The organism is Ruegeria sp. YTSA064 (assembly GCF_059610325.1).
In genome coordinates this window covers 48,676-70,268 of record NZ_JBXWNK010000013.1, presented here as the reverse complement: position 1 = coordinate 70,268, position 21,593 = coordinate 48,676, and the positions used below count along the sequence as shown (strand labels likewise).

At 51.4% G+C, this 21,593-nt stretch carries 13 protein-coding genes and 1 pseudogene; 6 read left to right on the top strand and 8 right to left on the bottom strand.

What is annotated here, in order from left to right; translation table 11 throughout:
* Positions 1–49: 49 nt before the first annotated feature.
* Positions 50–2,152 (bottom strand): alginate lyase family protein, encoded by a 2,103-nt coding sequence (locus AC2FI7_RS18580; protein WP_496833555.1) that lies wholly within the window; start codon positions 2,150–2,152, stop codon positions 50–52.
* Between the two features lie 1,210 nt (positions 2,153–3,362).
* On the opposite strand from AC2FI7_RS18580, the gene AC2FI7_RS18575 reads away from it, so the two are divergent.
* Positions 3,363–3,527, top strand: coding sequence for a hypothetical protein (locus AC2FI7_RS18575; protein ID WP_010443083.1), 165 nt, complete (start codon positions 3,363–3,365; stop codon positions 3,525–3,527).
* Between the two features lie 223 nt (positions 3,528–3,750).
* Here AC2FI7_RS18575 and AC2FI7_RS18570 read toward each other — a convergent pair whose 3' ends face one another.
* Positions 3,751–4,983, bottom strand: a complete 1,233-nt coding sequence (locus AC2FI7_RS18570; RefSeq protein WP_496815704.1) for a glycosyltransferase family 2 protein — start codon at positions 4,981–4,983, stop codon at positions 3,751–3,753.
* A gap of 584 nt (positions 4,984–5,567) precedes the next feature.
* On the opposite strand from AC2FI7_RS18570, the gene AC2FI7_RS18565 reads away from it, so the two are divergent.
* The 4 genes from AC2FI7_RS18565 to AC2FI7_RS18550 all read left to right on the top strand — a co-directional run bounded on the left by AC2FI7_RS18565 (position 5,568) and on the right by AC2FI7_RS18550 (position 11,500).
* Entirely contained in the window at positions 5,568–7,088 is a 1,521-nt protein-coding gene (locus tag AC2FI7_RS18565; protein ID WP_496815703.1) for a glycosyltransferase, read from the top strand.
* A 3-nt stretch (positions 7,089–7,091) separates the two neighbouring features.
* Positions 7,092–8,960 carry an acyltransferase family protein gene (locus tag AC2FI7_RS18560; protein ID WP_010443080.1) on the top strand — a complete coding sequence of 623 codons (1,869 nt, stop codon included), beginning with the start codon at positions 7,092–7,094 and terminating at the stop codon, positions 8,958–8,960.
* 78 nt (positions 8,961–9,038) lie between these two features.
* The gene (locus AC2FI7_RS18555; protein WP_496815701.1) at positions 9,039–10,052 is read left to right on the top strand and encodes an NAD-dependent epimerase/dehydratase family protein; all 1,014 of its coding nucleotides are present in this window, start codon (positions 9,039–9,041) and stop codon (positions 10,050–10,052) included.
* A gap of 149 nt (positions 10,053–10,201) precedes the next feature.
* The gene (locus AC2FI7_RS18550; RefSeq protein ID WP_496815700.1) at positions 10,202–11,500 is read left to right on the top strand and encodes an oligosaccharide flippase family protein; all 1,299 of its coding nucleotides are present in this window, start codon (positions 10,202–10,204) and stop codon (positions 11,498–11,500) included.
* A gap of 46 nt (positions 11,501–11,546) precedes the next feature.
* Here the strand turns inward: AC2FI7_RS18550 and AC2FI7_RS18545 are convergent, their stop codons facing one another.
* From AC2FI7_RS18545 to AC2FI7_RS18520, 6 genes are all read right to left on the bottom strand, one after another.
* The gene (locus tag AC2FI7_RS18545) at positions 11,547–13,430 is read right to left on the bottom strand and encodes a hypothetical protein (RefSeq protein ID WP_496815699.1); all 1,884 of its coding nucleotides are present in this window, start codon (positions 13,428–13,430) and stop codon (positions 11,547–11,549) included.
* Positions 13,431–13,479: 49 nt separating this feature from the next.
* Positions 13,480–15,393, bottom strand: coding sequence for an asparagine synthase (glutamine-hydrolyzing) (gene asnB, locus AC2FI7_RS18540; RefSeq protein WP_010443076.1), 1,914 nt, complete (start codon positions 15,391–15,393; stop codon positions 13,480–13,482).
* A 3-nt stretch (positions 15,394–15,396) separates the two neighbouring features.
* A complete protein-coding gene (locus AC2FI7_RS18535; protein WP_010443075.1) occupies positions 15,397–16,272 on the bottom strand; it encodes a class I SAM-dependent methyltransferase in 876 nt (291 codons plus the stop codon).
* Positions 16,259–17,191 carry a glycosyltransferase family 2 protein gene (locus tag AC2FI7_RS18530; RefSeq protein WP_496815698.1) on the bottom strand — a complete coding sequence of 311 codons (933 nt, stop codon included), beginning with the start codon at positions 17,189–17,191 and terminating at the stop codon, positions 16,259–16,261. Before AC2FI7_RS18530 ends, AC2FI7_RS18535 begins: the two co-directional genes overlap by 14 nt.
* Positions 17,192–17,268: 77 nt before the next feature.
* Positions 17,269–19,047: a hypothetical protein gene (locus tag AC2FI7_RS18525; RefSeq protein WP_010443073.1), complete on the bottom strand. Its 1,779-nt coding sequence runs from the start codon at positions 19,045–19,047 to the stop codon at positions 17,269–17,271.
* A gap of 185 nt (positions 19,048–19,232) precedes the next feature.
* Positions 19,233–20,564, bottom strand: coding sequence for a nucleotide sugar dehydrogenase (locus AC2FI7_RS18520; protein ID WP_238528835.1), 1,332 nt, complete (start codon positions 20,562–20,564; stop codon positions 19,233–19,235).
* Positions 20,565–20,765: 201 nt separating this feature from the next.
* Between AC2FI7_RS18520 and AC2FI7_RS18515 the strand changes: the two are divergent.
* A pseudogene (locus AC2FI7_RS18515) lies at positions 20,766–21,518 on the top strand (IS5 family transposase).
* Positions 21,519–21,593: the final 75 nt, after the last annotated feature.

Sequence of the window (21,593 nt, the reverse complement as noted above, 5' to 3'; positions counted from 1 at the left end):
AAGCTCCTTAGCTGACGCAGCATTTAAGGATGCGCTAGTTACTTTTTTCTCAGCGCCCTAGCCTTGTCAAACGCCAGAACGGGGCAACCCCATCATGAGGAAAAAAACTGACAGGCCCATCACTTTCCGCGCGTCCGAGGATATCCTCACCTGTTTGGTTCTTCAGTGTCTCATTCAAAGGTAGCAATCTATTGCTGTCGAATGGCTTGATCTGGGGGTGCTCCCAGTTTTGTTTTGACAGCATCAACATGCGGCGTAGTCCAACCCGCACCCTCTCGCCAGCTTCACTCTGCCAAGGGCGCAGCCCTGCAGCTGAAAGAAGGTCGAACAGGTTAACCCAACTCTGTAAATTGAAAGCCCAATAGTGCTGCGTCAGCGTGCGCTGCAGTTCGTGCGGTTGATCTCCATCAGGGGTGATCGTAGAAATTGCGCGGGCTTGCGCTCGTAAGTCAATGGCTTGCAGAATATCTTCTTTTTCCAGAAATGCGGCAAGACTGGCGGCCTGCAAGTCATAGCATGTCCCGTGGTTGTTGGCTGCTCTGCATTCTTGGCGACCTTGCACACTATCAGTGAACCAATCAAAAAACTCCGAGCTCCACTCTTTCATGCGGTCGGTTATGTGCGAATCTCTAAGAAGCCGAACCGCATCAAGAAGAAAATAAAAATCTTTGGTTTCAATAACCCCATGGGCAGCCCCCATGTTACCCTGGTGACCCAGCCGAACCTGCGCATAAGAAAGGTTGGGCTTCATGCCAGTTTCAGCGTCCAGAAACCACGTCCTCAGAATTGAGCAGGCGTGTGCGTGGAAACTCGGATCGGCGTCTTGTAATGTACTCGCTAATGCAAGGGCTGTGGTGTCGTCGAAGACGCGTTGCAGACGTGTTCGGTCGAAGCGGCCACTCTCTGCTTCATAAAGTTCCGTGCCCGGCAATCGTTCACCGTCGCGCCTGACATAGGGCAAACCATCTTTCGAATTTGGGTTCGGCCACCAATATGGCGCTGGATGAAAATAGTCGCGAAGATCGCCAGAGGGGCCGGGCTCGGGTTTTTGCGTAACCGAAAAGGGCCCTCGGTCTAAAGCCTGCTGTGCAGCTTCCCGAACAGCTGCCCAATCTTCTGACTGTGCCGGATCAGCCGTGGTCAGGTCATAAGTCAGGGCTTGGTCTTGCGCTAGAGCCGCACGGACTGGACGCATCGACAACATGTCCAAAGTCGAACGGATCGCAGCAGCGCGTGCGAGACCACGGTTAACAAATGCCTTCCGATCAGCCTGTTCAAGGTGGGCTTTTCCTGACGCCAGCCGCGCGACCCAACCGGCTTGCCCAACCCGATGACCATCAGGGTGAACTCGGCGTGGCGGAATGTCGAAATCTTCCACAGGCCATCGCTTCCACGGACCCTCGATACCAAGATGCATGAAAAGCTCAACCTTTGGACGACGACCATAGGGAAGGTCCTCGTTGAACCTCAATGGTGCATCGCATCGAAAAACCAATTGGGGCTCTTCTTCCGCAGAAAAGGTATTGTTAGGTTCCAGCAAATCTTGATTGTTGGTGATCCTTGCCATTGGAACAACAAAATATCGCTTGTCCCGGGCCTCTAAGATGTTCGAATGCAGCCGCGCCCATCCTGAGGACGTAAGGAAGCAATTCCCATCAAAAGGCAGCGCCCACTTGCCGTATTCCAGACAAAACTCGAGAGCTGCATTTCGTGCACCGTTGTTGTGCATCACATAGTTATTGCGGACGCGGTAAGCCTGCATAATTGCCTGCGTCGTGCGCGTACTGGTTGAATCTATTTCAAGATGTCCGTCGTAGAACATATCAGGCTGTTTGAACTTATCGAAGCTGTACCCGATAGACTGATATTCTTCTGGATCAAAGGCGATACGTCGATAGGTCTGCCCTCGTTCCTCAAGTAAGCTGATAATCTTTGCTTCAGTCTCGGTGTTAAATATCCTGTTGAGCAACCATAACTTTTTTACGCCATCGAATTCTGGTTCATTGTCCAAAATAAAGCGCACATTTGAGAGACTTTGGCCAACCTTGTGCCTTGGCTCGAGATCGTTGCCGACAATCCGACAGAGCGCGAATGTATCCGCCAAATCGTTGATCTCAGATTCCAGTTTTGGATCAATGAGCTCTTGTTTCACATCACGCAAAGTACCGCTTATGTCACCCATCCGCTGCACGCTGAAAGAAGTGTTGATGCGGTTGCGCCTAATGTCTCGCCGATATCGGTGCAGCCTGTACAGCAGGTAGAGAGGGAACAAAGCTATGATCGATATTCGAATTAGCGGGGAGCTTCGCTTGAAGTCAGATTTAAGTTGTTCGAGCAAAGCTTGCCTCCTGTTAGATCACTTTGAAACGCATATTGACTTTGTTTGATCTCAACAACCAATTCAAAGGCGGGCGTGCGCTCATGATTGGTTAGGCTCTTCTGAGACTTTGTTCGCAGGAGTGCCCCACTTGATGTGTTTGTGTGTTTGAATGCACGCTTGTTTTTGATGTAGCAAGCGGCGTTGCTGAATTGTTGGTTTCTTGATTTAGTACCTTTCTCTGATGGGGATTTATTGCGCCCGAAGTAGATATCGTCGGGTATATATTGTTAAGGCTCTCGTGGTTGTGCTGGATATTATGGGAATTGACGAAAGAGTCGAACTGACGTTCATATTCACCAGGCAAACTGTGGTTTTCTGGCGAGGCTCGTTTTTATTGGCCCGGTGCCATCGTTAGATTTTGTCCCGGTATCTGTTGTCAGGATGAGTGGGTGACTTCGCCCGCTCGCGTGGTTATGCGGAGCTTCCAGAAAATGATCTAATAGATGCAATCATCCAGGATCGAGCTCAGTCAATACCAACCCTAACCGATGATCTTAAAGCAGGTGAAATCGGCCTGTCACATCTGGTTGACGGCCGTGGTCCTATCCGTGTGCCAGTCAGCAACCTCGATCACCATATATTTCGCCGCAGTGAACAGGTCAGCTTTTCTCGGAAATAGGTAGGCTAATAATCCAGATTTGAAATACCGCTATTCATCGGTGTATTTCTTCGTCATTTCCTGATTCGGCAGCACCCCGTGTTGCAACCCGAACTCGATAAATTCGCCTTGGCTCCGCTATGGGAGGCAGCTAGAGAATGACATTGGGCCCGGGGAACGATCCACCAGGGCAAGTAAGCCCTTACGAGCCTGCGATCTTACCACCAATCCCGTTATTCACTTTTGCATCGGCGGGTTTCCAAGGTCAAGTCGGCCCTACATGCGACGGTTCGGTCTGTGTGCTTTGTCTGGGCAGCGCGGATCCCTGTTGCACCACCTACGCAATGTGACGTCATGGTATGACTTCGTTGAGGCGGGTGGCTTTTGACAGACTATTTAGGCATGGACCCGTTTCAGTTAGGCTTGGGTATCAACACCATTGAGCTTGGTGGTCTCAACCAGAGGATAGCCGATTGCGGCAGCCGCGCGACCGGCATCGGAGCCGACAAAAAGGGAATTTCTTCCGCCCAAGAACACACAGCGGATTGAACCCTAGGCTGAGCATTGTTCAGTTCAAGCAACCCATTTGTCAGGTATCTTCGCATTTTCTTCTTTCAACCATGGCTTAGTGGATCGAATTGGCGTGATCAATTTGACTGGAAATTCGGTCCAAATGGGTGCCAGCATTCTTTGGTCGGACGGCAGTTAATGTGACAACTCCAACAGCCCCTCACCGCGACGACTAAGTCGCGACCAAAAGTCTAAACCCAACTTAACCTTGAACTTTCAAGATGTCATTTTGCGGGATAGCCATCCCCTCAGGTGCCTCGAACTCCCGTGTTTGATTGCTGAAAGAGCGATAGAGTACTTCGTTCCTGTGCTCTTGATGCCATTTCCTCCAGCTATCACGGTACTCAATCCGAATTGGCGAAAGCCCGGTTCGAACAGCAATACCGGTTGTCGGGTTATTCGTGAGGCTACCCTCCCTGTTAAGACAAAGCATTGTACAAGTTCTGTCTTCAAGAACCAGATCGGGGAACGAGTGTTCGACGCGCGCAAGGAACTCAGAGTCAGCACCAAAGCGCACACTATCCCAAAAACCAACCTTCGAGAATACGTCTCGCTTCAACATCAGCGAGATCAATGCGCGACGCAAAACTCCATCGAAACTGTGATTAAGCATGCGAGATGGGTGATTCAGGCGCCCAGCCTCGTCCACTCGGATCATATGACCATAGGTGCCCACAAGCGTTGGGTTGTCCAACAGTGGCCGGATTTGCCGTTCCAATCTATCCGGCAGAGCCAGATCATCTGCATCATGACATGTAATGAAGTCGCCGGTTGCTTTACTAAGAGCAAGGTTCTTGGAAACATAGGGGCCAACATTGGCCGAGCTATGGATAACAACAATACGGTGGTCTTGCCGTGCCAGGTCCATAAGAATGTCAGGGGTACGGTCCGTGCTCTTGTCATTCACGACGATCAGTTCCAGATTTGTCCATGTCTGCTGCAATATTGATTGCACGGTCTGCTTGATCGTTGCCTCAGCATTGTGGGCAGGCATGAACACGGATATCTTCGGCAATTCACCAGAAACGGGCGGCAAGTCTTCAAAGTCGATGCGAAAGAACCTCGCCTCATCCCCAGGCTTCAGTTTAATAGATGAGCGGCTGTGCGGTTTCAGCCAGAGGTTGAAGTTCTCAGTCCATATCGAATCGTTCGATGCGGCGATAGCCTTGAACATCTCTTGCGTTCCGGGCGAATGGTAAAGGCCATTTCGTCTAAGGTGTGCAAGTGACTTTTCAAGGCCCTCAGCAAAAAGCAGATCATACGCAGTGACTATGCTGCTGCTCATCTCTGCTTTTCTTTTCTTAGAAAGAAACAATATCTGGGGTCGTTGCAGAGCTCTCAGGAAACGAGCCCAGCGAGACAGCTTGCGTCCTTTGCGTCCGCTTTTTCTTCTAGGGGTATTCACCTGTGTTCCTAAAGCTGAAGTCCGGTACAAATGCTACGAAAAAGTTATCGCCACACAATACCCCGACATTCGAAAGTGCGGGGCAAAAAACTCCGCAAAATTACTATGATGATTCGGGAAACTCAATAGATGTCGCTGCTTACCGCCTGATGCCAGTGAACGGGCTTCCCGTGGTTGAATCTTTTAGGTTTCTTACTATAAGCATCTTTGATTGAGAGGCGTAGTGTTCAAACCAACCAACGGTTATCAAAAAGTATTTCAAAAAGACTATGGGGCAGCGGATGAGATTGGGTGATATAAGCTTATATAAAGTAAGCGGAATCCCTTTCTCGATACGGCTTCGGCTACCTGGTTTCATCCGCAAGCGGCGACACAAGAAAGCAAAGCGTGAGATTCACCAGGCACGAGCGCAAATTAAAGAACTGATTCGAGAGCGTGAGTACTCCGAAGCAATGTTTCTTTGCCGCAAAATTTGTCGCACACGTTATGCTCGCCCCAATGATCATTTCCAGCGAACCAAGCTGTTGCACGCTTTGGGCAAGGAGGATGTCGTAAAGCGTTATGTAAGCTGGCTGTACAAATTATATGGCCGCGAAAAAATCTCGCGTTCAGACATGGCTTTCAGGCTATGGAAATCCTGGAGACCGAAATCCGCGATAGAAATTTTGGGGGATCGCGAAAACTGGCACATAGACATAGTCGCGGAAAGAAGTGCGCTGCTGTCATTGGCTGATCTTCGCCGTTACGCTGAGGCGGCGGAAGTTAGTTCAGACCTCAAACACTTTAGCATCAATGAACACCTTTCCACGCGCATTGCATCTGCATTGGACGCGTTCTCAAAGCAAGGCATATCGGTTGATCCCGAACATGACATCGCCTTTTCGGTACTTAGGCATTGGGTCAAATGCCAAAAAGAGCAACCGACGCAACCCTACAAGGCGCACGCCGGTCGAGTTCTGTTGTACAATCATTCGCTGGGAATTGGCGGAGCCGAGAGGCAGGTTACACATCTAATCGCAAACCTTGCTCAGGACCCTTTGGTTTCGTCTTTGCATATGCTCACAAAAGAGCAGCCCAAAAACGTTTACAAGCTTCCAAGCGGGTATAGCAAACTGTCAAATCATCAATTTGATGACATGCCGGTCTCGCTGCCCGACCCGTGGAAAGACGAGCCTACTCTACAGAGTGTTGCGTCACTATCTGAAGCGATAGGAATGCGGTGGCTTCGCGCGGCTTTGGGCACCCTTTACGAGTTGCGTCCGGAGGTTGTGCATATAAGAGGCGGCCTACACGCCGAACTTGCGCTGGCAGCGGTTATCTCAGGTACGCCGCGTGTTGTTGTGCATTTCGGATCGATGACACGCGGCCAGCAGTCGTCGGGGTCCGAGATCGAAAGCCTGCGCGAGAGGCTGTCCGAATACACCATCAAACTATGCGCGGGGTTCCCGCAGGTTGTTCTGGCGGCAAACAGCAGGGCCGCTGCTAATGATTGGGCCCAAGCAACAGGTCTGCCCGATACGCGCTTTACAACCATTTACAACGCCATTGAGCCCAAAGAACTTGGCTTTGAGGAACTGAGCCCACCAAATCCAGATTCCGGCCAACAATTGACTGTTGGCGGCGTCTTTCGGTTTTCTCCGGTGAAAGATCCGCTGCTATGGGTCTCGGTCGCCAAAAGAGTGAACACCGCAATCCCGGGTACCCGCTTTCTAATGGTCGGTGATGGACCCCTGCGGAAAGACATCGAAAAAGCCATTGCATCAGCCGGGCTGACAGATCAGTTCGTACTGCCCGGCCTGGTGTCCGAGGGCTTGTTCGACTATCTGCGGCAAATGGACTTGTTCCTAATGACCACGTGTACAGAAAGCCTGCCAAACGCGGTGATCGAGGCTCAACTCGCAGGATTGCCCGTTGTCGCCCCGGATGTTGGTGGCATAAACGAAGCAATTGCCGACCATGACACCGCAAGGCTGACAATGCGAAGCGCTGATGCATTGGCTCAGGCCGTTATTGACGGGTTGCAAAATGAAGATTGGCGCGCATCTGTGCATGCGCGTAGTCCGGGTTTGATCCTGAACAAATTCTCGCGCGCCGCTCAGCTGAATGCTGTTAAAACAGCTTATGGGTGGTGCTAAAATATGAAATACAGGCCAGAAATTGACGGCCTCCGCGCGCTTGCAGTGATCCCGGTTATCCTTTTTCATGCAGGATTCCCCTATTTCACAGGAGGTTATGTCGGCGTAGATGTGTTCTTTGTAATCTCTGGGTATCTCATCACAACAATTCTCGTTAGCGATCTTGAACAGGGTCGCTATTCGATCCTTAAGTTCTATGAGCGTCGCGTAAGGCGCATCATTCCTGCCCTTTTCTGCGTCGTGGTGGTAAGCTTTGTCGCGGGTTGGTTCATATTGCTTCCGGCAGATCTCAAAAGCTTCTCACTCAGCGTTTTTGCGGTCACAACGTTCTGGTCTAACTTCTTTTTCTGGATGGAAAGCGGATATTTTGACACCGCGACCGAACTAAAACCACTTCTGCATACCTGGTCATTGGCTGTGGAAGAGCAATTCTATATCTTCTTCCCGATTGCGCTCGCGCTGCTCTGGCGATTTGGCCTCAAGATTGTCTTTGTCGTGCTAAGTCTGATTTTTGCGGTCAGTTTTGCATTTGTCACATGGGATCTCGGCGCGTTGAGCAAACCCGAAGCCGCATTCTACCTGCTTCCAACCCGCGCTTGGGAGTTGATGGCCGGCGCGCTTGCCGCACTTTATATGGGACGCCCAAACCCGTGGCGACCAAGTTCGGCCCTGTCCGGAGTTCTATCGGTTCTGGGTATTGCGCTGATCCTGTATGCTATCCATTTCTATGACAAACACACGCCATTCCCTAGCCCTTATGCATTAGCACCTGTGCTGGGAACCGTTCTGATCATCTTGTTCGAGCGTCGAGGCACGTGGTCTTTCCCTATTTTGGCCAATCCGGTTTGCATAGGTGTCGGATTGATCAGCTATTCTGCATATCTTTGGCATCAACCCGTTTTGGCCTATGCCCGATATCTGAGTTGGCATGAGCCGCCGCTTTGGTTGATGGCAGTGCTGTGTGGCTTAACGCTGCTGCTTGCATTCCTTAGCTACAAGTTTGTTGAAACGCCCTTTAGAAAAGGTCCGATTTTCCCCGGTATGACAATAATGTTGCCGGCAGGGACGGCCGGGGTCATGCTGATCGTGGCTGGGCTGACTATCACTTGGACGCAGGGTGTACCGGGTCGCTATGCCGCAAACCATCAAGCCGTATTCGAACAATATGATGATCCAGCAAACTATGTACGCGGGCAGTTCTCAGAATTCCAAAATGCAGAGTTTGATGGGACTGATCAACGAAAAAAGTTGCTGATTATCGGTGACAGCTACGCGCAGGACATGCTTAACGCCGTGCTGGAATCTCCATTGGCAGACAAGTTTCAACTTTCGACCTTCTACATATCTGGGCGCTGCGGTAACCTGTTCCTGAAACGTGATTTCACGGATCTTATCGCTCCTAAAGATCGTGAGTTGTGTGCAAAAAGGCCAGGCTACGAGGACGAAACGCTGCAAGCCCGGATAGAGCATGCGGATGAAATTTGGCTGGTATCCAGCTGGAAAGATTGGCAAGTCGAGAATCTGCCTGAAAGTCTTGAAAACCTTGGCGACGTGACACTGGCAAGAATTCGGGTTATGGGACGCAAGAACTTCGGTTCCGGTATGTCTCTCAAGCGCTACATGACGGAATTCGAAACCGGCAACGAGAACATAATGGTTGAAATGAGCCAAGGCCATTTGGCTACTAATCAATCCATGAACGAAACTCTATCACCGGCACAATTCGTGGACATCTCAAACCTGATGTGCGGCAATGGTAAAACGTGTCGCAATACGAACGAGGACGGGCTTTTGATTTCATATGACGGAGGCCATCTGACCCGTGCGGGCGCAATTATGCTGGGTCATCGCTTGACCGAATGGCTGGAATAATGATTTGAGAAGGCTCTCAACTCGCATCCAGAGCCCTAGGGTGTTCTTAACTAAGCAACAAAACAAGGAAACAGACGGGTGCAAAAAGTTCTGATTACCGGCACAGCCGGGTTTATTGGTTTTCATCTTGCCAAACTGCTGCTCGCGAATGGAGACAGAGTGCATGGCTTTGACGGGATGACAGATTACTATGACGTCCGTTTGAAACAACGCCGCCATGCCGCACTGTTGCAGAACCCCAATTTTTCCTGCGATGAAGGAATGCTGGAAGACGCGGAGAAATTCGATGTCGTCGCCGACGGCTTCGAGCCCGATGTCATCGTTCACCTCGCGGCACAGGCCGGTGTCCGTTATAGCCTTGAAAATCCCCGCGCATATATCGACAGCAATGTCGTTGGCACGTTTAATGTCATGGAAGCCGCACGTCGCCACAAAGTTCAACATTTGCTCATGGCGTCAACGTCCTCGGTTTATGGTGCCAACACAGAAATGCCGTTCGATGAATGCGAAAAGGCAGATACGCAGTTGACGATCTATGCGGCGACCAAAAAAGCAAATGAGAGCATGGGCCATTCCTATGCCCATCTCTGGGATCTGCCCACAACCATGTTCCGGTTCTTTACGGTTTACGGCACATGGGGTCGGCCTGACCTTGCGCTTTATAAATTTGTCGATGCGATACTGGATGACCGGCCGATCGATATCTACAACCACGGCGATATGTACCGCGATTTCACATATGTTGACGATCTGGTACGCGCGATCTCTCTTTTAATCAAAGCCGTGCCGGTGCGTCCGGAGAATCCGGAAGACATCGAAGAAGGTGACAGCCTAAGCCCGGTTGCACCTTACCGCGTCGTCAATATAGGTAACTCGGACAAAGTGCGGTTGCTGGATTTTGTCGACGCAATCGAAGATTGTCTGGGTAAGAAAGCTATCAGAAACTACATGGACATCCAAATGGGTGATGTCCCGGCAACCTGGGCAAACGCGGACCTGCTGCAGCGTCTGACCGGATATCGCCCTCAGACCGATTTCAAAGATGGAATTCAGAAATTTGTCGACTGGTTTCGCGACTATTATGACAAATAGAGGACAAAGCGCACCTTTCGTAGACATTGCCCAATCGTCAGGGCGCAGGTGCCTGCACTTAGACAGGACGCTGTGAAAATGACAATTCCCCGCTTATTCCGCCTGACATACACTGGCACATTCAATCTAAGACGCCTATTAATCCTGTCGTGATAAACGGGGCAATTCAAAACATTCGTCAGGCATTGGGCCAAGTCAGTGACCCGGCAACTTTGTTCGCCAACATCGGCTCTGTGGCTGCTCTGGCGGCTTCAGGTGTTGCGCTAAACCTGTTGATCGGTAGGTACTACGGCTTTGAGGGGCTCGGCGTATTCAGCCAATCCCTGTTGTTTTTCCTTATTCTGGGTCAGGTATCGGCGGGTGGCTTTGCCTTTGCGGCACTATACTATTTTTCCCGCCATGGCGCATCGGACCCCAGCGCACGTACCTATTTGATAGCAGCTTTTTTGCCCGTTCTCGCGGTTGGCATGCTGATGGCATTGCTGCTGTGGCACGGGGCACCGGTCATCGGTTCAGTTCTCGACAGCCCGGAGCTGGCAGAAACCATGCCTGCGGTCGGGTTAGGGGTAATGTTGTTTGGCCTCAACAAGGTTGGCGTTCACTCGCTCAATGGGATGGAACATCTCAAAACCTATGCGGTCCTGCAGGGTATTCGTATGCCAACTATGCTGTTGGCATTTCTGGCTTTGCTAATCCTGCACGCACCGACAGGGTGGTTTGGATGGCTGTTTGTGGCATCCGAGGCACTAATATTTGCGCTCATGCTGGTGATGCTTTGGCTCTATACTAGGGGAACACGTCTGGAGTTTAGTAGACTATTTGCGATCATGATCAGCGAGAACGGACGTGGTTGGCGGGGTGCATTAATCGGATTGCTGTCGGATGTGAACAGTAGGATAGATGTTTTGGTTCTGGGTCTTCTGGCATCCGACAGGGTTGTGGGCATGTACGCTCTTGGCGCGATGTTTGCAGACGGATTGCGTATGCTTCTCGCTGCGGTCCAAAGCGTCATTAATCCGCGGGTTGCCAACTATTTGTTCCATCAAGACAGGGCTGCATTTGACGAGTTGTATTCGTCCTTGGCGTTAGTTGGCAGGGCAATCAGTATCGTCACGCTGATATGCGCTTCGGGGTTGCTGATTTTTGCCGCCCCAGTGCTGCTGGGTGCCGAAGATAGTCGAACCTCCACCGAAGTATTTTTGATCATGGGCCTCGCGACGACAGTTGCAGCTCCTGCGATAGTTCTCAATCAATCGTTCACCCAGGGAGGGCAACCAGTCTTACAAACAGCGTTCTTTGCGATCCTCGCAATGCTAAACTTGGTGTTCAACCTCGTGCTGATCCCGTATTTCGGCCCACAAGGCGCAGCGGTAGCAACGGGAATCGCAGAGATCGCGCAGCTTTATCTGCTACGGGTGTGGAAACCCAGATTGTTCGGTACGACTTGATATTCCGGCTTCAAAGAATGGTCGCACGTCTGATATGCCCCGTGAATCAATACCGTCTGGGGATTGACAGAATCCTCGTCATGGCTTTGTCGAAATTCACTCCAACGGTCGCCAGGTATTCGCGAAGATCGTCCATCCTGGGTTCATTTTCGATTTGAATACGTTCGGCACCGAATTCTCGTGTGATCTTACCGTCGCGAATTTGATTTGAGCGGAAGGTATCAAACTCGGTAAACCCAGCAACCGTGCGGTAGATAAAGTTGTAGAACGGTGCCGTTCCGTCGCCAATTCTCCACGTAGTCGGACAACCCTCTGGGACTTCAAAACCATATTCGTCGATCAAAACGCGTTCGACGGTTTCTTCTTCCCACGGGATATAGTCAAAAAGCTGAATGTAGTCATGCTTGAGGAAATAGCTCGAGATGAACGCTTCTATGCTGTCCAGTAGCGAGCGGTTCAGATAAGCGGGGTTCCGCAGAAACTGACCTGCATAATACGACATGTAACGGAACTTTTCGATCATCGACAGGTTCCAAAGCCGCCGATTCCCCTCATTGATGCCGGCAAACCCCGCTTTGAACCAAGTCTTCTCGTAGCGCCCGTTCTCGCAAAAGATAATCGCGGGCACGTCCAGTTCTTTCTGCAAGCGGTTCGCGTGCTGATAAAACTGTTTATCACCCGCTGTGAATATCGGAACCATCCCAAGTTCCGGCCGTTTGAGCCATGCTTCGATATTCTTGCGGATGTTCTCTTGCTTACGAGGAATGTCCGCCGAAACGATGATATGCTCGATGCCCAGTTTGGCGCAGACGCGCGAAGTGTTGCGTCGGGCCAAGTCTGTCACCATGCCCCAATCGTAAGTGAAGGCAATCGGGTTCAGCCCGAGTTCTGTCTTTGCAACGTGAAGACCATAGCAGCTGTCTCGTCCGCCACTGACCGCCATAAGGCAATTGGGGCGATCTGTGATGTTGCGTAATTTTTCGAGCTGCGCATCCAGTTCGTCACGCTCTTTCAGCGGCGTCAGAAGGCTGTTGCGGCACCAGTTGCATACACCAGCATTATCAAACTCGATAAAGGGCATGGTGTGGGGCAGCAGACAGTTTGTGCAGCGGCGTAGCTCGGCGTTTCTTGGGTCCGTAAGCGCGCTTAGATCCACCGGTTTCGTAGGCGCTTCTGGTTTGACTGCCTTTTGGCCGTCGGTCACGCACCAGCTGTCTACAGTGCCCGGATCATAGCGGCGGACATCACCTTTCTGGATACCAACGCTCGCAAGATGCGCTTCCATCAACCGAAGCATTTCCCGCTCGGACATAAGAATCCGGCCGACCGGAGCACCATCACGCATCAACCGCGCCTCATAGAGCGAGCCATTGTTAGATGCCGCATGTATTTGACCGAACACGGTGTCAACCATCAGGTATGATACGACCCCCTGAAGATCGTTCAGCGTGGCCACATTGGCGTCCTCGGCGGAGTTGCCAGCATCAAGATGGTGGCGCAACCGGGTTGGGATTGCCAAGCTGTCCAGCTCGGGCACGGGAAGGTCAGGGGCAAAGAATTCGCTGTGATTGACAATCACCCCGTTATGCACCCCCACAAATCCTTTGTCATCAAAGGGTTGGTTATTGTCATGAAAGGCTCTGAGACCATTTGTAACCAGCCTTGCGTGACCAATAATTGCAACACCGCCGTTGTCGGGATTCACAAAGGCTTTTTGGGAAAACTCGGCGAATTCCGGACCTCGAACGATTGCAGACGCAGAACTTGGGCGCTTGATGTAAAAAGTCCGCCCGTTTTGATAGGTGCAGACTCCCGCCGCTTCCCGGCCCCGCCGTTCGGCAATCAGGAGCATTTCGCGCGTCAATCGGGTCAGGATTGCCGCGTCGAGATTGTGATTGGCATCGAGCGAAAGACAGAAAATCCCGCACATAGGCGTTCAACCCTTTAGTTCGTTGTTCGGCATTCGGACCCTGACTTCGCTATCCCAAAAAATGCTGCAACGCCATTGCTGTTTGCAAGATGCGTTCGTTATTTGCACGCCCAGTTCGCTGCGCGCTCAAAATGCGCTCAATGTAATCAGGATTGAAAAAGCCAACGCGCTCGACGGCCCCACGGCTGAGATAATGATCGATCACGGGTCCGAATTGGGGACCATTTATCCAAACAGTAGTCGGAACCTCGAATCCCATCTTCTTATACGGACCAAGCGCGGCTACGGCATCGGGTGCGCTCTGCTGCAAATAGTGGTTCAAGGCTTTCTTCAAAAGCCGCTTGGGATCTGTCGCGTGGAACCGGACCCCCAATGGCAGAGTTTTAACCAGCTCCGCCATTTCAACATCCAAAAGCGGAATCCGCGTCTCGACACTTTGCGACATATAGGCGTTGTCGTTCGGAACCAGACTGCAGGATGCCAGAAAGCTCTTGATATCAATGTATGAAAGCTGGTCTATCAGGGGCCAGTCCTCGATCCGCTCGCGGTATTGGGTGAACGCAATCGCTGGATCAATTTCACCAACTATCGCATAGGCTTCCGGTGTCAACGCCTCTTTCCAATCACGATAGCGAATGACTTCTTTGAAACCGTAGAAGCTGCGTAATAGATCACCCGTCACGGATTTTGCAAAGCTTTGCGCCATGAAACTAAGCGGAAGTCGGCTAGATCCAGCTGGCAGCAGATCGGTGGCATTGGCGATCAGAGATCTGACGGGCGCGGGAAGGTATCGGTAGTAGCGTGCGATATTCGCAGCATGAAGAGTCGGGTAGCCGCAGAACAACTCGTCACCACCTTCTCCGGTCAGCACCGCCTTGTAGCCCTGCGCGCGAATTTCTCCGGCAAGGGCTTCGGACGCCGAATTGACCCAGACTCCATAAGGCTGACCATGTCCAGCATAGCGATTTGGGACAATGCTAGCGAATTGTGCTTCGCCAAGACGTAAAACATGATGCTCACGATCCAGCGCCTTGGTCCAGGCAGCAGCCAATGGGCTTTCGTCAAAAGCGGCCTCGTCATATCCGACCGTATAAGCTCGGCCGGTCCCCCCTTGCGCCCAGGCCGCCGCAGAGACTGCCCGGCTATCAAGACCTCCAGACAACAGTGTCCCGACAGGTCGATCCGCCATCAGGTGCCTGCCTACCGCCCGTGGAAGCACATCGGCAACTGCCGCAATCGCATCGGCTTCATTGCGACGGCTATTGTCGGGATTGAAAGTCATATCCCAATAGCGGTGTTTTTCCTGACCTTGCGCAGTGCAAACCAAAGCACATCCCGGTTCCAGCGCCCGTATATCCTCAAATGCCGTAAAGGGCTCGGAAACATACATACTGCCGAGAAAGGTGGCGAGCCCTTCGGGGCTATATTTGTTCGAGAAGCCCTTGACCGATTTGAGCGCATTGAGCTCGCTGGCAAATAGCAGATCACCAGGCACCGACAGGCTCTTAAGAATATAAAGGGGTTTCATGCCAAAGCGATCGCGGGCAATGATCACCTTGCCCTTGCGCAAATCGTAGATTGAAAAGGCAAACATTCCGTTGAGATGATCCAGAACTTCAAGCCCAAATTCCTCGTATCCGTGAACCAGAACTTCGGTATCAGTGTCGGTGGAAAACCTGTGTCCCATTTCCGTCAGGCTGCGTACGAGGTCTGGAGCATTATAGATTTCGCCATTCATTACGACGACGACAGTGCGGTTTTCGTTCCAGATCGGCTGGCGACCGTTCTCCTCACCGACGACCGCAAGACGTGTGTTACCCATCCAGACGCGATCACCGTTAAACTGTCCACGTTCGTCAGGACCACGATGATGAAGCCGATCCAACATCGTCGCGAGACAAGCTTCAGCTTTTGTTGGGTCAATGGTCTGCGTTAGCGCCAAGATACCTGCGATGCCGCACATTCCTCAGGCGTCCCGCTGTTTTTCAGCAATCATATACATTACATCGCCGGTCGGCACATAGATGGTAAGCTTGCCCAGACCCATCTTCACCGCGAGCTTTCCCAATGACTTCGGCAACAGGCCAACCCTACCCGCCTTGTAGACAATGAACGCGACGTTGGCGTATTTGCCCATAGACTTGGAATATGATGTGTATAACCCAGCACTTTTCAGCGCCTGCACCATCGCGGGACGAGTAAAAAATGAAAGGTGTTCCGGTGGTGTCATAAATGGCCACCGACGGCCTGTAAGCTTAGCCATATTCGCGCCAATATCTGGGGTTGTTACGATCATACGACCTCCCGGCTTGAGCCAGCTTGCTGCGCGCTTCAAAACTGGTTGCGGATCGTATACATGCTCAATTGTGTCAAAAATCAACACACCATCGAAACCACCGTCCGGGAGACTGGGGTTGAAATCTTCAACTGATTGTGATCTCAGCCTGTCGGCAGGTAAATTCGGAAGCCTGGTCCGTGCCTCCTCGATTCCGGCCTCTGAAAAGTCCATACCATACCAGTTGTAAGTATCTGCACAGGTTGCGATAAACTGCCCTGCTCCACAGCCAATTTCCAGCAGACTATCCTCGGGTTTGAATCCGGCGCGAGCCATCAAATTGTGGCGACGCTCATACTCAAGCTCTATGGCTTTTGGATCGGTATATTTGGCTTTCTGAAAATAGAGGGTCCCATAGAGCTCTTGAAGTTCTGCACCAGAAGGCTCTGGGTCTATTTGCTGAAACCCGCATGCGCCACATTTGAACAGGTCAAACTGTCCAAAGCGATAGCCCGATCGCAGTTCTGTTGTACCGCCGCACAGGCGGCACCGTTCATGCAGCTTCATCTTTTTGCGTGGTGCCTGCTTCTATACGCGCCAAGGCCGCGTCGGTACGGGCTTGTGCGATACGGATGGCTGAAACCTGATCGCAAACGATCCCCATGAAAAAGAGGATCAGAGATGTCAGAAGCATCACAGCGCCAAGGACCGGCAGACCCAGCCCCTGTGCGACAATCACGATCACCGAGTAAACAATACCCAGAGCGGCCAGCGTAAACGAGGGCAACAAGAACAAGCGAATTGGATCATATAAGGCCACAAGACGGGTGATCAGGAGAAGCACATTAAAGCCATCCTTGATTACAGAAACCGATGACTTGCCAACCCTTTTGCGAGTTTCAATGGGCATGAAGCTCACGTCGAATTTTTGTTTGAGATAAAGGATCAGCGATGTTGCGGAGGCTGAGAATCCATTGGGCAACAACTCTGCGAATGACAACAGCTGAGTGCGTCGGTAGATCCGCAAGCCGCAATTCAGATCGGGGATTTGCTGCCCCACCAGAAGCCTCGAGAACCCCGACAGTATCATCTTACCGGGTTTGCGAACCGGGTCCACATGAGAAGATCTGCTGCGTGCACCAGAAATCAGCGCGGGCTTGGTCCGCTGCCATTGCTTGATCAATGCACGGGCCTGTTGGGCCGTGAACTGACCATCAGCATCAAAAAACATGACAAACGGAGTCGTGGCCTCTTTCAAACCTGTTTTCCATGTTCCCCCATAACCACGATTGCGAGGGTGCGAAATAACATGAGCCCCTGCCGCACGGGCAACTTGGGCCGTATTGTCAACGCTTCCATCGTCAACCAACAGTAACGTCACTTCCGGAAGCTCATCCCGCAAATCGCGGATCACCGAACCGACGGCCTGTTCCTCGTTATAGGCAGGCAATATGATTGTGATATTTTCCGGTGAAAATTCTTCCACGGTTCAGCGCTTTCTATGGCCTCATCGATATTGCTGTTAACAGGGGACATGCTTTCTTACAAGCGCGGTCGTGGCTGCTATTGTGCGCGTCGGTAGTATGCAAATGGACCAAGTTCCAACTGCAAGTCAAAGCCATACTCGGAGACAAGCCGTGCTTCTGCCAGTTCTTGCACGACGCGACGATCAATCACCACATCTGGTGAACCAAGCACATCCACAAATCCAGTAATGATTGGAACCTGAGCGTCGGGATCACGTCGCGCTTTGCGGATGGCATCAATTTGGTCCATCAATGCGCGATGCTCGCGCGAATCAAGGCGACCGCTGTACGATATGAAGTTATTGTCCTTGCGATTAAAAGTCAGCGGTAAGAACGCGACATAACGTAATGCGCTAGAAAGATAATCATAGCGCAAAACTGGGGTGATCGGACCAACGCCGTCGATTTCAGCCATCTTCTGAGAGAATTGTCCAAACTGCGTCAGATTGGTATCTTCTATGCTCTGACCTTTGGTCATGCGATACAGACCGTGGCTGGTAGACGGGTAGGCAAACAACCAGACCCAGACGGCGAGCGCTATCGTACAAGTTGGAGCAAGGCACGAGGCCTTGGGCTTAAACCGCTGTGCCAGATATGTGATCAGCATAAACATGCCAATATATGTTGCGGGAACTCCAAAACGCGTGGCTCGAATGAAATCAAGCTGCAGAGGGCCACGCGCCTGCGCCGCCGCAATAGCTTGATCAATAGCAGAAATACCCAATGCCAAAAAAATCGTGGTGGTAAAGAAACCAGCAACCCAATACCACGACTGCGAAAAAGACAGACGTGACCGTAGATGCGAAGGTAGAACGCTTGTAAAGGTGACGACCAATAAGGATAATCCCCCAACAACGAACAACACGCCGAAGAAAGGTACCACAACTCGATCCGCCCACTCCATGCCCGGTACGCGAGAAATCAAGATAGACATGCGTCTGACGCCTCGCAATGTTGATAGATGATCAATCGCCATGCCGACATTCGCATAAGGAGAATTTGCAAACTGCTGCAAAGCCTCCTTGTCCCCTGCAGCGAAGGTTTGAGAGAACAACAAAGCATACGGGCTCATCAGCGCGAGATATAGCACCCCGGCAAGCACATGATGAACGAAAGCATAACCCCAGCCTTGGCCCTCACTTCGCCGCAACAAACTGACAAACAGAAGAGCCAGAGCAACAGGTGGGCCAGAAGGAAGATGCAGGTAGCTCGCAGCGGCAGCGGCGGTCATCAGTGCATAGGGTCTGGGTCGGGAGGGTGATATCAATATCAACAAAAGCCAGGGCAACGCTGCACCGTATGCGCTGCGCAGAAGCGGTGAATAGTAGTGACCCCATAAATCACCGGAAATCGTAAAAACCGTGGGAATGCTGATCAGTGCAAGAGCGATCGCAACATTCCGATTTAAAAAGAGCTGTTTACCAAGAAGGTAAAAGCCGCCCATCTGCGCCATCGCTATTGGGAAACATATGATCACATAAAAAAAGCCGAGCTCAACCCCTGCTAGCCCAAGCAGATAGTTGGGCCACATCAAAGCTGCCTGATAAAAACTGGTTGTGCCATCGACGCCCAACAACACATCATCCATGAACGCTTCGGGCTGAATCCAATGCGCGATGATATAGAGAATGGAACCGTTGTCACCGTTTTCGATCACGAATGGCGCACGTGTGTTCAAGGCGAGAAACATTTGAAGGAGAAACGCCACGCCGACAAAAATTGCCCATGCTGACCACTCCGAACCGTATCGCCCAACTGCAGAGCGGTGCTGAAGTTCATCAAGATTGTCAGACCCGTTTTGACGCATGGGTTCCATTTGTTAACTTTCAATCTATCGATATACGAATCCTGCAACCAAAGACGGCTTCGCGGTCACAACTGTCTGGTGATATTTGTCAGCTCGCGGATATTACATAGCACATAGTAGATCTTTGAGCTTCTATCCCTCTTCCGCATCTGTCCACGTCAGACGCAATTACATGCGTGCGCAAAGTCACCCTGCTAGGCTCTTACGACATTTTTCGCACCAGTAACATATACACCTCTTGTGTCGATGATGAGCTGGGCGTGCTTGGTGATCATTTCATAGTCAAACTTATCATGATTGGTCGCAAGAATGATCGCATCTTGCGCGGCCAGCACGTCGGGCGTCAGCGCTTCGGACGACAAGTCGAACTGGTGTTCCCTCATATTTGGGAAAACCGGAACATGTGGATCGGAATAGCTTAGGACACCACCCCGGTCCCGAACTTTCTCCATCAGCGCAACGGATGGGCTTTCACGCATATCATCTACATTTTTCTTGTAGGCGATCCCCAGAACCATGATTTTACTCCCGCGAACCGATTTGGAACGCTCGTTCAAAGCCGAGGCGAGCTTGCCAAAGACATAGTCCGGCATTGCGGTGTTGATTTCACCGGCCAATTCGATGAAACGCGTATTTACACCGTATTCACGGGCCTTCCAGGTCAGATAAAAAGGGTCAATCGGTATACAGTGCCCGCCGAGGCCAGGGCCAGGATAGTAGGGTGTAAATCCAAACGGTTTTGTTGCCGCTGCTTTGATCACTTCAAAGATATCAATTCCCATTCGATCGGCTACGATCTTCATCTCGTTTACAAGACCAATGTTCACTGCGCGGTGGATATTTTCTAGAAGCTTCGTCATTTCGGCGGTCTCAGTCGAACTTACTGGTACCAGACTGTCAATCGCGTGATTATACAGAGCGAGACCTGCTTCAAGACAAGCTTCGGTGTGACCTCCAACGACCTTCGGAATAGTATGGGTAGTAAAATCTGCGTTGGCCGGGTCTTCGCGTTCTGGAGAGTAGACAGCAAAAATTGTCTCGCCAGCCTTTAAACCATTACGTTCCAGACGTGGCAGAACTTCATCCTTCGTTGTGCCTGGATAGGTGGTGCTTTCCAATGCTACGACCTGCCCTTCACGCAAGTACGGAGCGATCTGATCGCAAGTACTCGTGACAAAGCTCATGTCGGGCTCGCGATACTTGTTCAGAGGAGTCGGTACGCAGAGCATTATTCCATCGGCTTCTGCAATCCGTAAGAAATCGGTTGTCGCTTCAAAGCCATTCTCGCGCGCTTGTCCAATACGTGCATCTTCGATGTGTTCAATGGAGCTATGTCCGCTATTCAACTGGCGAACACGCTCTTCATCCAGATCAAAGCCCAGAACTTTGTATCCGATTTCTGAGTACCGAAGCATCAGAGGTTGGCCGACATATCCTAGTCCAACAATACCGATTACGGCAGTTTTGTCCGATAATTTCTTGAGTAGATTATCCAAACACATTTTTTGTGAAGAAGAAGCGTTCATTGAATCATACAGACCATTTTTTAAAAGTTATTTCAGACCGAGAGAATTTTCCCGGCGGGCTCTTTAGGTCGGCTTTTATATATTTGCACAAGGATGGCAAACAAAAAACTGTTACCGAGCTTGTCTAGCTTCTGGACCTATTAATTTGGTTGCCGTCATCCCGCCTGCGTGATTCATGCCCGTGAGTTTCAGGGGTGTATCATGAGCAATCTATTCTGGCTGACCGACGAGCAGATGTCTCGCCTTCAGCCTTACTTTCCAAAGTGCCATGGCAAGCCAAGGGTGGACGATCGGCGTGTGCTCAGTGGTATTATCTTCATCAATCGCAATTGGTTGCGGTGGTCCGATGCCCCTCGCGAGTATGGTTCACCAAAGACGCTGTACAACCGGTGGAAGCGGAGGAGCGATATGGGAGTGTTCGCTCGGATCATGACTGGGCTTTCTGCGGAGGGAAGCGATCATTAAGACCATCATGATTGACGCGACTTACCTCAAAGCGCACCGCAGGGCTTCCAGCCTGCGGTTTAAAAAGGGGAGTGTGGCAGGCTGATAAGGCGCACCAAGGGTGGTATGAATACGAAACTGCATGCCGTTACCGACAGTCTGGGACGCCCCATCCGCTTCTTCATATCCGCTGGGCGGGTGAGCGATTACACGGGGGCCAGGGATCTGGTGAACAGTCTGCCATCGGCTAACTGGCTGCTGGGAGATCGAGGTTATGACGAGGACTGGTTCCGCGAAGCCCTTAAGGACAGGGGAATAAATCCCTGTATCCCGGGTCGCAAATCACGCGATAAACCTTTCCGGTACGACAAGCGTCGCTACAAACGTAGCAACAGGATCGAGATTACGTTTGGACGTCTGAAAGACTGGCGCGGGGTTGCTACGCGCTTTGACCGATGCCCAAAGGTCTTCCTCTCTGCCATCGCTCTAGCAGCTACCGTGCTATTTTGATTGTAAATCAATGAGTCTGGAACCTAGAGGTATCTAACTGGCAAATATGGCGCTTCGAGGGGGCTGGAATTCCCG

Bases quoted from the DNA above. Each gene is read 5' to 3' on its own strand.
- AC2FI7_RS18565 (WP_496815703.1), top strand. From the start codon at position 5,568: ATGGCTTTCAGGCTATGGAAATCCTGGAGACCGAAATCCGCGATAGAA.
- AC2FI7_RS18560 (WP_010443080.1), top strand. From the start codon at position 7,092: ATGAAATACAGGCCAGAAATTGACGGCCTCCGCGCGCTTGCAGTGATC.
- AC2FI7_RS18545 (WP_496815699.1), bottom strand. From the start codon at position 13,430: ATGTGCGGGATTTTCTGTCTTTCGCTCGATGCCAATCACAATCTCGAC.
- asnB (WP_010443076.1), bottom strand. From the start codon at position 15,393: ATGTGCGGCATCGCAGGTATCTTGGCGCTAACGCAGACCATTGACCCA.
- AC2FI7_RS18535 (WP_010443075.1), bottom strand. From the start codon at position 16,272: ATGAAGCTGCATGAACGGTGCCGCCTGTGCGGCGGTACAACAGAACTG.
- AC2FI7_RS18525 (WP_010443073.1), bottom strand. From the start codon at position 19,047: ATGGAACCCATGCGTCAAAACGGGTCTGACAATCTTGATGAACTTCAG.
- AC2FI7_RS18520 (WP_238528835.1), bottom strand. From the start codon at position 20,564: ATGAACGCTTCTTCTTCACAAAAAATGTGTTTGGATAATCTACTCAAG.